Origin of the sequence: Neptuniibacter sp. QD37_6, from assembly GCF_047778085.1 — a bacterium.
GTDB lineage: Bacteria > Pseudomonadota > Gammaproteobacteria > Pseudomonadales > Balneatricaceae > Neptuniibacter.
Map to the genome: position 1 here is coordinate 391960 of NZ_CP180550.1, position 16416 is coordinate 408375.

General features: G+C 46.0%; 18 protein-coding genes. 13 read left to right on the forward strand and 5 right to left on the reverse strand.

What is annotated here, in order from left to right; translation table 11 throughout:
* Window positions 1-144 precede the first annotated feature (144 nt).
* Window positions 145-1239, forward strand: a complete 1095-nt coding sequence (locus tag ACMXYO_RS01685) for a GGDEF domain-containing protein (protein ID WP_415886725.1) — start codon at window positions 145-147, stop codon at window positions 1237-1239.
* Between the two features lie 55 nt (window positions 1240-1294).
* Here the strand turns inward: ACMXYO_RS01685 and ettA are convergent, their stop codons facing one another.
* Window positions 1295-2959: an energy-dependent translational throttle protein EttA gene (gene ettA, locus ACMXYO_RS01690; RefSeq protein WP_415886726.1), complete on the reverse strand. Its 1665-nt coding sequence runs from the start codon at window positions 2957-2959 to the stop codon at window positions 1295-1297.
* 177 nt (window positions 2960-3136) lie between these two features.
* On the opposite strand from ettA, the gene ACMXYO_RS01695 reads away from it, so the two are divergent.
* The 10 genes from ACMXYO_RS01695 to ACMXYO_RS01740 all read left to right on the forward strand — a co-directional run bounded on the left by ACMXYO_RS01695 (window position 3137) and on the right by ACMXYO_RS01740 (window position 11066).
* Complete coding sequence (locus ACMXYO_RS01695) at window positions 3137-3553, forward strand: Hsp20/alpha crystallin family protein (protein WP_415886727.1); 417 nt, start codon at window positions 3137-3139, stop codon at window positions 3551-3553.
* Window positions 3554-3778: 225 nt separating this feature from the next.
* A complete protein-coding gene (gene glyA / locus ACMXYO_RS01700) occupies window positions 3779-5035 on the forward strand; it encodes a serine hydroxymethyltransferase (protein ID WP_415886728.1) in 1257 nt (418 codons plus the stop codon).
* 126 nt (window positions 5036-5161) lie between these two features.
* Window positions 5162-5638 carry a transcriptional regulator NrdR gene (gene nrdR / locus ACMXYO_RS01705; RefSeq protein WP_415886730.1) on the forward strand — a complete coding sequence of 159 codons (477 nt, stop codon included), beginning with the start codon at window positions 5162-5164 and terminating at the stop codon, window positions 5636-5638.
* Window positions 5635-6777: a bifunctional diaminohydroxyphosphoribosylaminopyrimidine deaminase/5-amino-6-(5-phosphoribosylamino)uracil reductase RibD gene (gene ribD / locus ACMXYO_RS01710; RefSeq protein WP_415886731.1), complete on the forward strand. Its 1143-nt coding sequence runs from the start codon at window positions 5635-5637 to the stop codon at window positions 6775-6777. The genes nrdR and ribD overlap by 4 nt, the downstream gene beginning before the upstream one ends.
* Window positions 6778-7446, forward strand: coding sequence for a riboflavin synthase (locus tag ACMXYO_RS01715; RefSeq protein ID WP_415886733.1), 669 nt, complete (start codon window positions 6778-6780; stop codon window positions 7444-7446). It begins immediately after the preceding gene.
* A gap of 16 nt (window positions 7447-7462) precedes the next feature.
* Window positions 7463-8581 (forward strand): bifunctional 3,4-dihydroxy-2-butanone-4-phosphate synthase/GTP cyclohydrolase II, encoded by a 1119-nt coding sequence (ribBA, locus tag ACMXYO_RS01720; protein ID WP_415886734.1) that lies wholly within the window; start codon window positions 7463-7465, stop codon window positions 8579-8581.
* Window positions 8582-8600: 19 nt separating this feature from the next.
* The gene (gene ribE, locus ACMXYO_RS01725; protein WP_415886735.1) at window positions 8601-9074 is read left to right on the forward strand and encodes a 6,7-dimethyl-8-ribityllumazine synthase; all 474 of its coding nucleotides are present in this window, start codon (window positions 8601-8603) and stop codon (window positions 9072-9074) included.
* 6 nt (window positions 9075-9080) lie between these two features.
* On the forward strand, window positions 9081-9566 hold the full coding sequence (gene nusB, locus ACMXYO_RS01730) for a transcription antitermination factor NusB (RefSeq protein ID WP_415883263.1): 486 nt from the start codon (window positions 9081-9083) through the stop codon (window positions 9564-9566).
* Window positions 9567-9569: 3 nt separating this feature from the next.
* A complete protein-coding gene (gene thiL, locus ACMXYO_RS01735; protein WP_415886736.1) occupies window positions 9570-10535 on the forward strand; it encodes a thiamine-phosphate kinase in 966 nt (321 codons plus the stop codon).
* 54 nt (window positions 10536-10589) lie between these two features.
* Window positions 10590-11066 (forward strand): phosphatidylglycerophosphatase A, encoded by a 477-nt coding sequence (locus ACMXYO_RS01740; RefSeq protein WP_415886737.1) that lies wholly within the window; start codon window positions 10590-10592, stop codon window positions 11064-11066.
* Here ACMXYO_RS01740 and ACMXYO_RS01745 read toward each other — a convergent pair.
* The 3 genes from ACMXYO_RS01745 to ACMXYO_RS01755 are packed head-to-tail and all read right to left on the reverse strand — an operon-like array spanning window position 11063 to window position 13984.
* Window positions 11063-12841: a 1-deoxy-D-xylulose-5-phosphate synthase gene (locus tag ACMXYO_RS01745; RefSeq protein WP_415886738.1), complete on the reverse strand. Its 1779-nt coding sequence runs from the start codon at window positions 12839-12841 to the stop codon at window positions 11063-11065. The two genes, ACMXYO_RS01740 and ACMXYO_RS01745, sit on opposite strands and share 4 nt — an antisense overlap.
* Window positions 12842-12857: 16 nt before the next feature.
* Complete coding sequence (gene ispA / locus ACMXYO_RS01750; protein WP_415886739.1) at window positions 12858-13739, reverse strand: (2E,6E)-farnesyl diphosphate synthase; 882 nt, start codon at window positions 13737-13739, stop codon at window positions 12858-12860.
* 2 nt (window positions 13740-13741) lie between these two features.
* On the reverse strand, window positions 13742-13984 hold the full coding sequence (locus ACMXYO_RS01755; protein WP_415886740.1) for an exodeoxyribonuclease VII small subunit: 243 nt from the start codon (window positions 13982-13984) through the stop codon (window positions 13742-13744).
* A 173-nt stretch (window positions 13985-14157) separates the two neighbouring features.
* Here ACMXYO_RS01755 and pomA point away from each other — a divergent pair, with 173 nt between their 5' ends.
* Together pomA and ACMXYO_RS01765 are read left to right on the forward strand one after the other, a co-directional pair.
* Window positions 14158-14916 carry a flagellar motor protein PomA gene (gene pomA, locus ACMXYO_RS01760; RefSeq protein ID WP_415886741.1) on the forward strand — a complete coding sequence of 253 codons (759 nt, stop codon included), beginning with the start codon at window positions 14158-14160 and terminating at the stop codon, window positions 14914-14916.
* Window positions 14917-14936: 20 nt separating this feature from the next.
* A complete protein-coding gene (locus tag ACMXYO_RS01765) occupies window positions 14937-15878 on the forward strand; it encodes a flagellar motor protein MotB (RefSeq protein WP_415886742.1) in 942 nt (313 codons plus the stop codon).
* Between the two features lie 73 nt (window positions 15879-15951).
* On the opposite strand, the gene ACMXYO_RS01770 is transcribed toward ACMXYO_RS01765, so the two are convergent.
* Window positions 15952-16257 carry a c-type cytochrome gene (locus ACMXYO_RS01770; RefSeq protein WP_415883271.1) on the reverse strand — a complete coding sequence of 102 codons (306 nt, stop codon included), beginning with the start codon at window positions 16255-16257 and terminating at the stop codon, window positions 15952-15954.
* Window positions 16258-16416 lie beyond the last annotated feature (159 nt).

Sequence of the window (16416 nt, forward strand, 5' to 3'; positions counted from 1 at the left end):
TGGGGTCAAGGATTTATCGTTTATATAACCCTTGAAAAGCAAAGGTCTTTCGCATAGGTTGGTATCTGAGCTGGAATGCAATGTTGAAGTTATCATTGTATATTCGGTGATATAACAAAAATAAAAACACAAGTTGTAAAATATATGTTGTTAGAAACGTTTCTAGATCTGTCTAGCGGTCGTCGCCATTCAAGGTATTTTAATCAGACGCGCAGTCACTTTCTGTTCCGTCGTATCCGAATTATTTCACTATTACTCGCTTTGATTCAGCCAGCTTGGCTACTGGTAGATTATCTTTTACTGCCAAAAGATATGTTGCAGTCTATTGCCTATGCTAGGGCAGCTACTGCCTTGGCTTGTATCGCTTTGGCCTTATGGGGTTTTAAACGCTATAGCATGAGGCTCGCTAAACTAAGGCTAGCGCTACTTGTAATAATCTTATCCGCTTTTCAATGTGTTTCTAGCTCGATGCTAATCGCCCATGGCTATGAATCTAATGTCGCGGGATACCACTTTTTTCCATTTATGATTATGACAATGATGGCTGTTTTTCCTTTGTCTATTTTAGAGGCGCTAGGGTATGCAGCGGTTTTGTTGGTGGTTGAATACAGCACTCAACTGGTTAGGGATATAGCGGGGAGCGTTGAAGGTATTAACAGTCTTTGGCTATTAGCTGTGCTTGGGTTGATTGCCTGTTGGGCCGCGGTAAATCAGCTCAATATGTTGCTTGGTTTGTATCGTCAAGCTACTCGAGATCCTCTTACCGGATTGGCTAACAGAAGGCAGGCAATGGAACAATTGGATGGCGATATTAAACTCATGCGTGAGCAAGGAAAGCCTCTCAGTGTTTTGTTGTTTGATCTTGATAAGTTCAAAAACTTTAATGACCAGTATGGGCATGCCGCAGGAGATATAGTCTTGAAGCGTTTCGCAAAAGTAATGCGAAAATCTGCTCGTAAAAGAATGGATCTTGTCTGCCGATATGGTGGTGAAGAGTTTTTAATGGTGCTGCCTGGTTTTGATACGGAGGAAGCTGTCGAAGTGGCTGAGCAGATCCGCGTGGGCTGCCACGATGAGCAGGTGAAAACTCCTTCAGGAGAGCGAATAGGCTTTACTACAAGTATTGGGGTGGCTGGCTTAAAGGCTGAAGATGATGTGGATTCGCTATTGCAACGCTCTGATGATGCCTTGTACAGTGCTAAAGATACGGGCCGAGATAAGGTTAATATTGCTGACTGATTGTCTTAGAAACAAAAAAGCCGGGCACTGCCCGGCTTTTTTATAGGTATAGAGACTATAGATCCGCAATACGCTTGTACTTGATGCGCTCTGGCTGATGTTCTTTGCCGTAGCGGCGTTTGTAATCAGCTTGGTACTCAGTGTAGTTGCCTTCGAAGAATTCTACGTGGGAGTCACCTTCGTACGCCAGCATATGAGTACAGATACGGTCAAGGAACCAACGGTCGTGGGAAATAACTACCGCACAACCTGGGAAGGCTAGAAGAGCTTCCTCAAGGGCGCGTAGTGTTTCGATATCAAGGTCGTTGGTTGGTTCGTCCAATAGTAGAACGTTGCCGCCTTCTTTAAGAAGTTTCGCCATATGCAGACGGTTACGCTCACCACCAGAAAGATCTTTAACGAACTTCTGTTGATCGCCACCTTTGAAGTTAAATCGGCCGCAGTAAGAACGAGAAGGCGTCGTGTAATTGCCTACTGTGATCATGTCCTGACCATCAGATAGTTCTTCAAACACTGTTTTGTCGCCGTTTAGATCGCGAGACTGGTTAACGTAAGCTAACTGTACAGTGGAGCCGATTTCGATCTCACCAGAATCTGGCTGCTCTTCGCCTGCAATCATGCGGAATAGCGTAGATTTACCAGCACCGTTACCACCGATAATACCAACGATAGCACCTTGTGGAATCGAGAAGCTTAGGTCTTCAAACAGAACCTTGTCGCCGTAAGCTTTAGAAATACCATTCGCATCGATAACTTTATCGCCAAGACGTGGTCCTGGTGGAATGTAGATTTCCTGTGTTTCATTGCGAGATTGGAACTCTTTAGAGTTCATCTCTTCGAACTGCTTAAGACGCGCTTTAGATTTAGACTGACGGCCTTTAGAGCCTTGGCGTACCCATTCAAGTTCGGCAGAAACAGATTTACGGTGAGCTGCTTCCTGCTTCGCTTCTTGTTCTAGGCGTGCTTCTTTCTGCTCTAGCCAAGATGAGTAGTTACCTTCATATGGAATGCCGCGACCACGGTCAAGTTCCAAAATCCAGCCAGCAGCGTTATCGAGGAAATAACGGTCGTGGGTAATCGCCACAACGGTACCTGGGTATTCCTGAAGGAAGCGCTCGATCCAAGCAACAGATTCAGCATCCAAGTGGTTGGTTGGCTCGTCTAGAAGCAGCATGTCTGGCTTGTCTAACAGTAAGCGACATAGTGCTACACGGCGACGTTCACCACCGGATAGGTGCTTAACTTCTGCATCCCAAGCAGGAAGACGCATTGCATCAGCAGCACGTTCAAGCGCTGTTTCAAGGTTATGGCCATCTTTTGCTTGGATTAGGTTTTCGAATTCAGCTTGTTTCTTAGCCAATTCGTCAAAGTCGGCATCTGGTTCTGCGTAAGCTGCATAAACAGCTTCTAGGCCATCTAGCGCTTCTTTTACATCAGCAACTGACTCTTCAACGATTTCGCGAACGGTTTTTGTTTCGTCCAGTTCTGGTTCCTGAGGCAGGTAGCCAACGTTGATGCCAGGCATAGGGCGAGCTTCACCGATGATGTCGGTATCTAAGCCAGCCATGATTTTTAGCAGGGTAGATTTACCCGCACCGTTCAAACCCAATACACCGATTTTGGCACCTGGGAAAAAAGAAAGAGAGATATCTTTCAGGATTTCACGCTTTGGCGGAACGATTTTGCCAACGCGGTTCATTGAATAAACGTATTGAGCCATGAAGGGTTCAACTCTTATTTGTTAAATAATTAATGCTCCCGATTTTACCGGAAATTGGTAATTAATATCTATCTTGATCCTGATCAATTTTTGAACTGGCGAGAGTCGAAAGGCTTTCTAAACTGAGATTACGAATCTGCTGTATAGAAAGTAACCACACAATAGAGGAGAGTGATCATGGGTGAACTATCAAGATTTAACAGCCTTTTTGATGATGCTTTCTTGAATCGTTTCTTTGTTCCAGTGACTGCAAGCGGTGATGATAAAGTGCCTGCTATAGATATTCATGAATCTGATACCGGGTACTGTATAAAGGCTGATTTACCTGGAGTGAAAAAAGAGGATGTACAGGTAAATTTGGAGCATGGTTTGTTAACGATTAAGGCTGAAACTAAAACAGAGGATAAGGAAGAAAAAGAAGGGAAAATAATTCGTCAGGAGCGTCATTTCGGACAATTTGTAAGACGGTTATCGGTTGGTGATAGTGTTGATCCAGATAAAATTACAGCGAAATTTGATAATGGAGTGTTGGAAGTCAATTTGCCCAAGCCAGACCCGGGCGCTGCTAAAACGGCGAATGTAAAAGTCGAATGATCCTATTCCGATTGTAAAAAGAGCTTGGGGGAGCCCCTGAGCTCTTTTTATTGAATAAAATTGAAGCAGTTTTGCGGATGATTCAAGTGTATCCGCGGAAATGTTTCGCTATAATACGCGCTTTCCCAATTCCCAAATGGTTCTACGCTGGAATGTTCTGGCGGCTTTGCCGTTGTTATTGCAGCTGAACAGGGTTCACATTGTATTCAGGGGACAGAAACTCCAATGTTTAGCAAAGATATGACTATCGCTGATTTCGACGCGGATCTATGGTCTGCAATGCAGGCTGAAACTGTACGTCAGGAAGAGCACATCGAACTGATTGCGTCTGAAAACTACACTAGCCCTCGCGTTATGGAAGCTCAGGGTTCTGCGCTGACTAACAAATACGCTGAAGGTTACCCTAACAAGCGTTACTACGGTGGTTGTGAACACGTAGATGTTGTTGAGCAGCTAGCGATTGATCGTGCTAAAGAGTTGTTCGGTGCGACTTACGCAAACGTTCAGCCTCATTCTGGTTCTCAAGCTAACGCTGCTGTTTACATGGCGCTTTGTCAGCCAGGCGATACTGTTCTAGGTATGAGCCTTGCTCACGGTGGTCACTTGACTCACGGTGCTGCGGTTTCTTTCTCTGGTCGTATTTACAATGCGGTTCAGTACGGTCTAAACCCAGAAACGGGTGAGATCGATTACGCTGAAGTTGAGCGTCTAGCTGAAGAACACAAGCCAAAAATGATTGTTGCAGGTTTCTCTGCATACTCACGTGTTGTTGATTGGCAGCGTTTCCGCGATATTGCAGACAAAGTAGGCGCGTTCCTATTTGTTGATATGGCGCACATCGCAGGTCTTGTTGCTGCAGGCGTTTACCCATCTCCAATCGGTGTTGCTGACGTTGTTACAACAACAACTCACAAAACACTAGGTGGCCCACGCGGTGGTTTGATCCTATCTGCAAATGCTGATGAAGATCTGCAGAAGAAACTTAACTTCGCTGTATTCCCAGAATCTCAGGGCGGCCCATTGATGCACGTAATCGCTGGTAAAGCGGTTTGCTTCAAAGAAGCAATGGACCCAGAGTGGAAAGAGTACCAAGCTCAGGTTGTTAAAAACGCTCAGGCGATGGCTGAAACTTTCATGAAACGCGGTATTAAGATCGTTTCTGAAGGTACTGATGATCACCTATTCCTTGTTGATATGATCGACAAAGAATTTACAGGTAAAGATGCTGATGCAGCGCTAGGTCGTGCCAACATCACTGTAAACAAAAACTCTGTTCCAAACGATCCACGTTCTCCGTTTGTAACATCTGGTCTACGTATCGGTACGCCAGCTGTAACGCGCCGTGGTTTCAAAGAAGCAGAAGTTACAGAGCTAACAAACTGGATCTGCGACATTCTAGATGACATCAACAACGATGATGTGATCGCACGTGTGAAATCTCAAGTTAAAGAGATCTGCGTACGTTTCCCTGTATACAAGTAAAACAGGGTTCCGGCTGTAAGTTATAGTCGGAAAAATGTACAATCCCCGGGCGACCCAAAAGGTCGCCCTTTTTTGTTCTCCGACTAAGCTCAGAGAAGATAAACGCTCTTTACACAGGAAAAGTTGATGCATTGTCCTTTTTGTCATGCCAATGAAACCAAGGTGGTTGATTCTCGACTGGTGGCCGAAGGTCAGCAGGTGCGTCGACGCCGCGAGTGTATTAACTGTAATGAGCGCTTTACCACCTACGAAGCAGCAGAACTGCTGATGCCTCGCCTGATTAAGGCTGATGGCTCTCGCCAACCGTTTGACGATGAAAAACTCCGTGCAGGTATTCATCGAGCTTTAGAAAAACGTCCCGTTTCTATCGAAGAGTTTGAAGCGTGTATTAACCGTATTAAACATCGTCTACGTGCGACAGGTGAACGCGAGCTGCCTTCACGCCAGATTGGTGAAGAGGTGATGGCCGAACTACGTAAACTCGATGAAGTCGCTTATGTGCGTTTTGCTTCTGTGTATCGTAGTTTTCAAGATATTAATGAGTTTAAAGCTGAGATCGAACGCTTATCGGAAGAGCATGACACCGAGGGTGCTGCTAAGTGAGTGCGACTTGGTCTGTCTCTGATCGCGAGTGCATGGCCCGCGCCATACAGTTGGCGAAAGAGGGGCTATATACCACGCAACCTAATCCGCGTGTTGGCTGTGTGTTAGTCAAACAGGGCAGTATCGTGGGTGAAGGGTTTCACTATCGCGCAGGTGAAGGCCATGCCGAGGTGAATGCACTGCGTGCTGCGGGTGAAGAAGCGAAAGGGGCGACAGCGTATGTAACCCTAGAGCCTTGTAGCCATTATGGTCGTACTCCGCCTTGTTCTGAGGCATTAATCAACGCTGGCGTCGCGCGAGTAGTTGCCGCGATGGTTGATCCAAACCCTCAGGTTGCTGGTCGTGGTATAACCATGCTCCGTGAAGCAGGTATTGAAGCTACATCGGGTTTGCTTGAAGAATCAGCTCGAGCGTTGAACCCCGGTTTTATCAAGCGTATGGAGACAGGTTTACCTTTTGTTAGGGTTAAATCTGCGATCAGCCTTGATGGCCGGACAGCGATGGCTTCAGGTGAATCTAAGTGGATTACGGGCCCTGCCGCACGTGGTGATGTACAGAAATTGCGCGCTCAATCGTCAGTGATTCTGACTGGTATAGGTTCTATTCTACAAGATGACTCAGCACTGACGGTTCGCGAAGCGCAGTTAAATCTGCCTAATGTTGCGGATGTAGTACAGAAACAGCCATTACGCGTTGTTTTGGATAGCCGTCTACAGATGCCGCTGACTGCTTCCATTCTTAAGCAGCCGGGGCGAACGCTCATTGTTACCTGTTCTGATGATACAATATCGCAGAACAAACTTAAGGGCGCAGGTTCAGAAGTTCTAGTGATGCCTGCTGATGAAAATGGCCGAGTGGCTTTATTGCCTTTGTTACGTTGGCTCGCGTCTGAAGAGCAGTGTAACGATCTGCTTGTTGAAACTGGTTCTGTGTTGGCCGGTGCGTTTGTAGAGCAGAAATTGGCTGATGAACTTCATGTTTATATGGCGATGAAGTTGTTAGGAAGTCAGGCTAAGCCACTATTTGAGCTAACCTTAACTAAAATGTCAGAGCAGGTAGAGCTGCAGATGTTAGATAGCCGCATGTTGGGTGATGATCTAAAACTGATCTTACAGCCTCAATATGGAGAAAATGCATAGATGTTCACCGGTATTATTGAAGCTGTAGGCACGATAGCAGCAATTGAAGAGCAAGCGGGTGATATGCGCTTATATGTTCGCACAGGTCAGTTGGATCTGGCGGACGTTAAACTGGGTGATAGCATCGCCACTAATGGTGTTTGCTTAACCGCAGTAGAATTGCCCGGTGATGGTTTTATTGCTGATGTTTCTCGAGAGACATTGGCTCATACGCGTTTCCATACTTTAGCGATTGGAGAGCGAGTTAATCTAGAAAAGGCATTGATGCCGACCAGCCGCTTAGGTGGTCATATTGTCACTGGCCATGTCGATGGTATTGGTGAAATAGTATCGCGGAGTGAAGATGCCCGTTCCATTCGCTTTAGTGTCAAAGCACCTGCTGCGATTCAACGTTATTTAGCAGCGAAAGGCTCGGTGACGGTTGATGGTATTAGTTTGACGGTAAATGCCCTTGACGGTGACTGCTTTGAATTGAATATTGTGCCTCACACGGCACAAGAAACGATCATGACTGAATATGTCGCAGGACGACAGGTCCACTTGGAAGTGGATATCATCGCTCGCTATCTAGAGCGCTTAATTGGTCATGGTCAAACAACTGAGAATAATGAACAGAGCGAACAGGGTCTGACAATGGACACCTTAATCGCTCACGGTTTTAACCGCTAACGACGGTACGAAGTTAATGAAATTAAATACCCCGCAAGAATTGATTGAAGATATTCGTCAGGGAAAAATGGTCATCCTGATGGATGATGAAGATCGCGAGAATGAAGGCGATCTTGTAATTGCTGCAGAGATGGTTCGCCCGGATGATATCAACTTTATGGCGACTCACGCTCGTGGCCTTATTTGCCTAACGTTGACGCGTGAACGTTGTGAGCAGTTGAACTTACCCCTTATGGTACAGAGCAATGGTGCTCAGTTCTCAACCAACTTTACGATGTCTATTGAAGCGGCGGAAGGTGTAACGACAGGTATCTCTGCTGCTGACCGTGCTTTGACTGTACGTACAGCCGTAAAAGCTGATGCCAAGGCAGAAGATATTGTTCAGCCAGGTCATATCTTCCCACTTATGGCTCAGCCGGGTGGAGTTTTAAGCCGTGCTGGTCATACTGAAGCGGGTTGTGACCTAGCGCGCTTGGCAGGTTTTACGCCAGCGGCTGCGATCGTTGAAATTATGAATGATGACGGCACTATGGCGCGTCGTCCTGATTTGGAAGAGTTTGCGGAAAAGCACAATCTTAAGATCGGTACAATTGCAGATCTAATTCACTACCGTACGGCTAATGAGCACACAGTTTCACGTGAATCCGAAGGAGTGATGTCTACTGAGTACGGTGATTTTAACTACATCACTTACCGTGATGAAATCCAAAACTGCACGCATCTAGCGATGACGCTAGGTGAGCTGAAAGCTGATGAGCCAGCGTATGTACGTGTTCACAGTCGTACTGAGGTACTACGTGATGTAGTCGGTGCGGTAGCACCTGGCGATGAGCCAAAATGGACTATGCGTAAAGCATTGGAGCGTGTTGCTAAAGAGGGGCAAGGTGTTGTGCTTCTACTTGATACAGGTGACCGTATTGATCTAAGCGATGCGACGGATCTGATGATCAACGGTCGTCAGAAATCCAAAATTAATGTTAGTGCATCAGGTGCTTACCTAACGGTAGGTACTGGTTCACAAATCTTGCGAGACCTAGGCGTAGGTAAAATGAACCTGCTTAGCTCTCCAATGAAGTTTAATGCGATCTCTGGTTTTGATCTGGAGATTGAAGAATATATTCCTTGTGAAGAATAACTGTAACGGTATTTAAATCATGACTGTTAAAACCTTTGAAGGTGATTTTGTAAACGCAGACGGCAACTATGCAATTGTTGTTGGCCGTTTTAATGCATTCGTTGTTGAGAGCTTGCTAGAGGGTGCAATCGACACTCTAAAGCGTCATGGCGTAAGCGAAGATAAGATTCGTGTGATCCGTGTGCCTGGTGCTTTCGAAATTCCGTTGGCAGTTAAACGCGTTGCAGCGCAGAAAAAAGATGACGCGATCATCGCACTAGGTGCGGTTATCCGTGGCGGTACTCCACACTTTGAGTACGTATCTGGCGAGAGCTCTAAAGGTGTTGCTCAGGTATCTTTGGATTACGATCTTCCTATTGCGAACGGCATCCTTACAGTAAACAGCATCGAACAAGCGGTTGAGCGTTCGGGTACTAAAATGGGTAATAAAGGTGCAGAAGCAGCGCTTTCCGCTCTAGAAATGGTTAGCTTGCTTAAGCAGCTTGAGGTTTAAAGCCAGATGAGTGACAACGAAAAAAAATCTGCAGCTAAAAAGAAACCTTCGCTAACATCTCAGCGTCGTAATGCTCGTAGCTATGCGCTGCAGGCTTTGTATTCTTGGTCATTAGCTGGTCAGCCTCTGCATGAACTAGAAGCGCAATTCCGTGTAGATAACGACATGCGTGATACGGATGTACGTTTATTCTCTGAATTGTTGCAGAACGTTGCGGCAACTAAAACAGAGCTTGATGGTCTGTTTACTGACTTCCTTGATCGTCAGATCGAAGAGTTGGATCCTGTTGAATTGAACGTTCTACGTATCGGTGCTTATGAGCTTTCTAAGCGCATGGAAGTACCATATCGCGTCGCTATCAATGAAAGTGTTGAACTAGCGAAGACGTTTGGTGCAACCGACAGTCATCGTTATGTAAACGGCGTGCTAGATAAATTAGCGCAACGTGTTCGTATGGCCGAAATTCGCGCTAAACGAGAAGGTAAAGCGTAAGCTATGCCGCTGGGTGAATTTGAGCTAATACAGCGCTACTTCGCACAGGTTTCAGAAGCATCTTCGGATGCTTCTGTTGCTTTAGGGGTAGGGGACGACTGCGCACTGCTTAATTTGCCCGAGGGTCAGCAACTCGCCGTTTCTATTGATACGCTGGTTGAAGGCACTCATTTTTTACCTGATATACAGCCGGAGCAACTCGCAGATCGCCTTATGGGTTCCACTGTCAGTGATCTAGCGGCTATGGGTGCGAGGCCTGCTTGGCTGACGCTTGCGCTGACTTTGCCGCAAACCGATGCAGATTGGCTGAAACGCTTTAGTTCTCAATTAGGCATACGCTGCCAAGAGTACAGTATTGCACTAATTGGCGGTGATACCACACGTGGCCCTCTAGCGCTCTCTGCTCAAGTGCATGGCTTTGTGCCTCAAGGGAAGGGACTTTGTCGTCATGGGGCCAAACCGGGCGATATTATCTGCGTTAGTGGTAACTTAGGTGATAGCCGTGGAGGTCTTGAAGGGCTGCTTAATGGGTTTGCTAATGAAACTCATGCGGAGTATTTGCTCAAGCGTTTCTATTCACCTGTACCGCGTATCGGCCTTGGTCAATCGTTAGTGGGTTCTGCCAGTAGTTGTGTGGATATCTCTGATGGCTTGTTATCCGATTTAGCGCACATTTTAAAAGCCAGTGGCAACCTAGGTGCGCGTTTGCAGATAGAAGCCTTGCCGATCTCTTCTCAGCTGGTGGATACTTATGGGGAACAGCAGGCGCAGCAGTGGGCGTTGACCGGTGGTGAAGATTTTGAACTATGTTTCACCCTGCCGCCGGAGCATTTAGCGTTAATCCCTAGTTTACCAACCTCAGTAGCCGTTATTGGTAAGGTCACAGAGGAGTCAGAGCTCAGCCTGTTTCTTCGAGGAGAGGCTTGTGAAATTGCAGGCTCAGGTTATGATCACTTCCACCAATCCTGATGTTCGAGTAGGCTGTTAGCCGCGATTGTTAGACTAAGCCGTAAAGGAATAACCGTGAATAAAGTACCTAGTACTGTTTGGAAAAATCCGATCCATTTTCTAGCGTTTGGCCTAGGTAGCGGTGCTGCTCCTTGGATGCCTGGTACTGTCGGCACTTTGGCAGCGATTATTCCTTATCTTTGGTTCCAACACTTGAGTTTGCCGTTTTATCTATTGATGTTGGTGGTTACGACTATCATAGGCGTTTGGCTATGCGATCGCACTTCAAAAGATATTGGTGTGCATGATCATGGCGGCATTGTCTGGGATGAATTTGTCGGTTTTTGGCTGACCATGACGCTTGCGCCAAGTGGTTGGGAGTGGATCGCTCTTGGCTTTGTGCTATTTCGTATTTTTGATATCTGGAAACCTTGGCCGATCAAATGGGCTGACCAGAAGGTTTCTGGTGGTGTGGGTATTATGCTGGATGACTTGCTGGCAGGTGTTTATGCCGCGGCAATTCTGCAGTTAGTCGCTTACTTTTGGCTTTAAGCGATCGCTTTTAGCCGCTCTTCGATTGCCTTAATCATACCTGCAGCATCAAGACCGCATTGTTGAAGTTGCTGTGTGCGAGATGCGTGACCAATCCAACGATCAGGTATACCTAACATCAGTAAAGGTGTGTTGATCTGTTCTTGATATAGGTACTCACTCACACTTGAGCCTGCGCCATTAATGATGCTGTGGTCTTCTATGCTGACTAATAAGTCATGACTTTCTGCTGCATCTTTAAGGGCATTTTGATCGAGAGGCTTAACAAAGCGCATATCGATTAAGGTATAACCTTGGTCGTTTGCAACCTCTAGAGCTGTTTCTAGTAAAGGTCCGAAATTTAAAAGTGCAACTTTACTGCCTTGATTTAGGGTTCGGCTTTGCCCTAGCTCAATTGCCTGCATAGGTGTATCTATTTGTGTTGGAACGCTGCCACGTGGATAGCGAACCGCAGCTAAACCTTGATATTGGTAACCGGTGAAAAGCATATTACGAAGCTCTTCAGCACTTGAAGGCGTCATCAATACAGCTTTTGGTAAGCCGCGCAGCATACCAATATCAAAACAACCTGCATGGGTTGAACCATCTTCTCCAACTAAGCCTGCTCTATCGACGGCGAGCAATAGATCTAGGTCTTGAATGGCCACATCATGGATCAGTTGGTCATAAGCGCGCTGTAGAAAAGTCGAGTAGATGGCTACTACCGGCTTAATATTTTGGCAGGCCATACCTGCTGCTAGTGTCAATGCGTGTTGTTCGGCGATAGCCACATCAAAATAACGATCAGGAAAGCGCTGAGAAAACTCCACTAAATCTGAGCCTTCACGCATAGCCGGGGTAATAGCTGTCAGATGTGGGTCTTGTTCGGCTAGATCACAGATCCAGCGCCCAAAGATATTGGAGTAACTGATTTTCTTCGTAGGCTTTTGGTGAATTGGATCGATCTTAGTAATTGCATGATAACCAACCGGATCGTCTTCAGCAGGTTTGAACCCCTTGCCTTTCTTTGTTACTAAATGAAGGAATTGTGGTCCTGGCCGGTTAAGAACGTCTTGTAACACCGGTACGAGTTTAGAAAAGTCATGACCATCAACAGGGCCTGTATATTCAAACTCCAGTGCTTCAAACAGAGCTGTGGTGGTCTCACCGTCATTTCTGTCTTTAAAGTTCTTCGCTAGATAGGTAGCCAGTCCGCCTTCATTATGGGAGATCGACATATCATTGTCGTTCAAGATTACCAGCAGGTTGGTGTTAGTATGTGCTGCATGGTTCAACGCCTCAAAGGCCATACCAGCCGTCATCGCACCGTCACCAATTACGGCTACAGATTTACTCTCTATCCCACGGATCTTATCGGCAATTGCCATGCCTAGAGCGGCACTAATCGAGGTGCTGGAATGACCTACACCAAAATCATCATATGGGCTCTCGTCCCGTTTAGGGAAGGGGGATGGTCCCTCTTTCTGGCGTATTTGGGGTAACTGTTCGCGACGGCCGGTTAAGATTTTGTGGGGGTAGCATTGGTGCCCTACATCCCACACTAAATGATCTTGCGGTGTGTTAAGAACATAATGCAGAGCCACTGTAAGTTCGACTACGCCGAGCCCCGCGCCGAAATGTCCGCCACTTTGTCCGACGCTATAGAGCAGATAGGCTCTTAATTGCTCGGCTAGTTCTGGAAGTTGTTCGGACGTGAGTAAACGCAGATCGGTTGGATTATCAATGCTATCCAACAGAGGTGTGTTAGGGCGTTTACTTGGGATTGTATGGAACATAAAGCTCGATCAGTTATTAGTGGTCGCGATGCACAATAAAATCAGCGAGGGCTTTTAATTCTGATGCGTCTTCGCCGAATACATCTAATGCCGATAGGGCCTGTTGATGAAGCTGCTGTAATTTTAGCTTAGCACCTTCCAAACCCAATAGAGCTGGATACGTAGGTTTATTCTGTTCTAGATCAGAACCTTGAGGTTTTCCGATCACTGCAGAATCGCCTTCTATATCGAGAATGTCATCTTGTACTTGGAAGGCTAGGCCGATGGTGTTGGAATATTCTGCGAGTGCGGCTAACTGTTTTTGATCGGTTAAACCTGCACAGATAGCTCCCATATGCACTGAACACGTTAGTAATGCACCGGTTTTATGTTGGTGCATAGCTTCAAGCTGCTCAAGTGAAAGAGAGTTGCCCACATTACGTAGATCAAACGATTGTCCGACAACCATACCTTGATGCCCAGACGCATGGCTCAACTTCTGGATAAGGTTTAAACGAGTCTCTGCCGAAAGCTCGTCATCGGATGAGATCAATTCAAACGCTAAGCATTGCAAAGCATCACCCGCTAAAATTGCGGTCGCTTCATCAAAGGCGATATGGCAGGTTGGTTTGCCTCGTCTTAGATCATCATCATCCATAGCTGGAAGGTCATCATGAACCAAAGAGTAACTATGTATGCACTCTATCGCTGCTGCTGCGCTATCTGCTTGTTCGTGACTACTGCCCAGCATCGCATTGACCATATAGATCAAAGCCGGTCGAATGCGTTTTCCACCATTGAATAGTGAATATTGCATAGATTCTTGCAGGACCGGATCTATACTGTCTTTATTGATACATTTCTGAAGGTGATGATCTACCCGCTCTTGGTAGCTCTTGAGTAGATTGCGGATCTCCAAGATCAGCTGTCCTCGTCTGCAGTAAACGGTTTGGTTGAAAGTTCACCGTCGGATTCTATCAAAAGCTGAACTTTTTGCTCTGCTTGATTAAGAATACCTTGGCACTCTCGAGTTAGGCTGACACCCTCTTCAAAGGCTTGAAGTGACTCTTCCAAGGACAAATCCCCTTGTTCCATTTTGGTAACTAGAGATTCAAGTGCTTGCAAGGATTGTTCAAAGTCAGTTGTTTTTTTCTTACGTGGCATAAGAGCGAATCTTAGATTGAAAGCGCTAAACTTACCTAAGCCTGCTATTAGAAGCAAATATACATACAATTTCTATAGTTAAACGATTGTATGATGGGTGAAACCCTGTACTTTTTTGCTATGATAGGCAGCTTGGATTTGAACTGTTTGCGCGCTTAATTAAGGAGTAATGAGTGGATATAGCAACGCTCGTCGGATTATTAGGCAGTTTTGGTATTGTAATAGCTGCGATCGTCACCGGTGGTGATGCAGGGGTGTTTATTAACCCTCCGTCTTTGTTGATCGTTGTCGGCGGTTCCATCTTTGTTGTATTGATGAAGTTCACATTGCCCCAGTTCCTTGGTGCCGGCAAAGTTGCGGCTAAAGCATTTATGTTCAAGTCGATCAATCCAGAAGAGATTATTGCTGAAACTGTAGATCTCGCTGATGCTGCTCGTAAAGGGGGTCTTCTTTCACTTGAAGATAAAACGGTAAGTAGCGACTTTATGCAGCGTGGTATCCAGTTACTCGTGGATGGTCACGACCCTGAAGTTGTTAAAGGTCTGCTGAATAAAGAAGCTAAGTTGACTCACGATCGTCATGAATTTGGTGCGACTGTATTCTCTGCAATGGGAGATGTGGGGCCTGCAATGGGTATGATTGGTACTCTGGTAGGTCTGGTACAGATGCTATCAAATATGAGTGACCCGAAATCCATTGGCCCTGCGATGGCGGTAGCACTTCTGACAACGCTTTATGGTGCAATGCTTGCGACCATGGTTGCAATTCCTTTAGCTGATAAGCTTAACGTACGTAAAGATGAAGAAGCTTTAAATGCAGCTTTGATCATTGACGGCTTACTGGCTATTCAAGCGGGCCAAAACCCTCGTGTAATCGAGCAAATGTTGCGTAACTATCTGCCTGAAGGCAAGCGTGCTGCGGCTGAAGGTTAATTCGGTAAAGGACTAGAACGATGAGTGACGATACCGAAGAACAAGAATGCCCCCCCTGCCCCCCCGGGCTTCCGGCTTGGTTGGCAACCTTTGGCGACTTGATGTCGCTGCTGATGTGTTTTTTCGTACTTCTACTCTCCTTCTCGGAGATGGACGTACTGAAGTTTAAGCAGTTGGCGGGTTCCATGCGTGAGGCATTTGGTGTTCAAAACCAGATTAAAGTAGAAGATATCCCCAAAGGTACTTCTATTATTGCGCAGGAATTTAGTCCTGGTCGACCTGAACCAACCCCTCTTAATGAAGTTCGTCAGATGACGGTTAACAATGATATGAATACCTTGGATATTCGATCGAAAGAGGGAGAAAGTGATTCGCCTGATAAAGAAGCGGGTGAAGAGCAAGAGTTACAGAAGCAGCAAGAGCAGGAAGCGAAAGAGGAAGCGGTTGAATTTGCAGCAGCTTTAGCTCAAGAGATCGGTGAAGGTAGTGTTGAAGTAGAAACGGATGGTAAGAAAATTATTATTCGTATCAAGGAGAAAGGCTCTTTTGACTCTGGCTCTGCGGAACTGAAGTTTGAGTCAATTCCAGTGTTGGCTAAAATCAGGGATGTACTTTTGAATGTTAAGGGACGTGTCGCTATTGAAGGGCATAGTGACAATATCCCATATGCAGGTCGTCGTTTTGAATCTAACTGGGATCTATCGGTTGCTCGTGCATTGGCGGTAGCCCATGAGCTATTTGGTGACCCTCGAATCGATCAATCTCGCTTTAAGGTTTTAGGTTTGGCAGACACTAAACCATTAGTGCCAAATGATACTCGTGCTAACCGGGTGAAAAACCGTCGCGTAGAGATAATTGTCCAGAAGGGTAAGGATAAAGAGTCCATAGAAAAGATTCAGGCACGTCAAGATGGTGATTCTGATGGTGAATTGATTAACCTTACGCCAGATAATATTTTCTAAATATTTGCGGGCTTTTAGCCTCTACAATAAAAAAACCGCCAAAAGGCGGTTTTTTTATTGCCGAAACTCTAATTTACTTAGAGTTATCAACCATGTATTGGATCGCAGCTTTTAATTCGCCATCTGTGCAGTCCATGCAAAGACCACGTGGTGGCATTTGGCCTTTACCTTTGTCAGCTGTAGCGTAAAGTGCATCGATGCCTTGTGCTGAGCGTTCTGCCCACGCTGCAGCATCACCTACTTTAGGTGCGTCAGCAACACCAGATGCGTGGCACATTGCACATTTAGTGTTGTAAACAGTAGCTCCGTCACGTTCTGCCATTGCTGCTGCTGGAATCATCATTGCTGCAGCTGCAGTCGCCATCAGTAGTTTTTTCATTGTAATTTTCCTGTAGGTGCTCATAAGTTTGTCATTGGGACTAATTCGACTTCGCCCTCACAACCAAGTCTGCTACCCCCTAGTAGCATCTATTAGTAACCCAAACAGAGTGAATTGTATCTGAACAAAGTCAATAGAAGAACGAAATAATGCTAAAGG

Excerpts from the sequence above, each read along its gene's own strand:
- ACMXYO_RS01685 (WP_415886725.1), top strand. The coding sequence starts at position 145 with ATGTTGTTAGAAACGTTTCTAGATCTGTCTAGCGGTCGTCGCCATTCA.
- ettA (WP_415886726.1), bottom strand. The coding sequence starts at position 2,959 with ATGGCTCAATACGTTTATTCAATGAACCGCGTTGGCAAAATCGTTCCG.
- ACMXYO_RS01695 (WP_415886727.1), top strand. The coding sequence starts at position 3,137 with ATGGGTGAACTATCAAGATTTAACAGCCTTTTTGATGATGCTTTCTTG.
- glyA (WP_415886728.1), top strand. The coding sequence starts at position 3,779 with ATGTTTAGCAAAGATATGACTATCGCTGATTTCGACGCGGATCTATGG.
- nrdR (WP_415886730.1), top strand. The coding sequence starts at position 5,162 with ATGCATTGTCCTTTTTGTCATGCCAATGAAACCAAGGTGGTTGATTCT.
- ACMXYO_RS01715 (WP_415886733.1), top strand. The coding sequence starts at position 6,778 with ATGTTCACCGGTATTATTGAAGCTGTAGGCACGATAGCAGCAATTGAA.
- ribBA (WP_415886734.1), top strand. The coding sequence starts at position 7,463 with ATGAAATTAAATACCCCGCAAGAATTGATTGAAGATATTCGTCAGGGA.
- ribE (WP_415886735.1), top strand. The coding sequence starts at position 8,601 with ATGACTGTTAAAACCTTTGAAGGTGATTTTGTAAACGCAGACGGCAAC.
- nusB (WP_415883263.1), top strand. The coding sequence starts at position 9,081 with ATGAGTGACAACGAAAAAAAATCTGCAGCTAAAAAGAAACCTTCGCTA.
- thiL (WP_415886736.1), top strand. The coding sequence starts at position 9,570 with ATGCCGCTGGGTGAATTTGAGCTAATACAGCGCTACTTCGCACAGGTT.
- ACMXYO_RS01745 (WP_415886738.1), bottom strand. The coding sequence starts at position 12,841 with ATGTTCCATACAATCCCAAGTAAACGCCCTAACACACCTCTGTTGGAT.
- ACMXYO_RS01755 (WP_415886740.1), bottom strand. The coding sequence starts at position 13,984 with ATGCCACGTAAGAAAAAAACAACTGACTTTGAACAATCCTTGCAAGCA.
- ACMXYO_RS01765 (WP_415886742.1), top strand. The coding sequence starts at position 14,937 with ATGAGTGACGATACCGAAGAACAAGAATGCCCCCCCTGCCCCCCCGGG.
- ACMXYO_RS01770 (WP_415883271.1), bottom strand. The coding sequence starts at position 16,257 with ATGAAAAAACTACTGATGGCGACTGCAGCTGCAGCAATGATGATTCCA.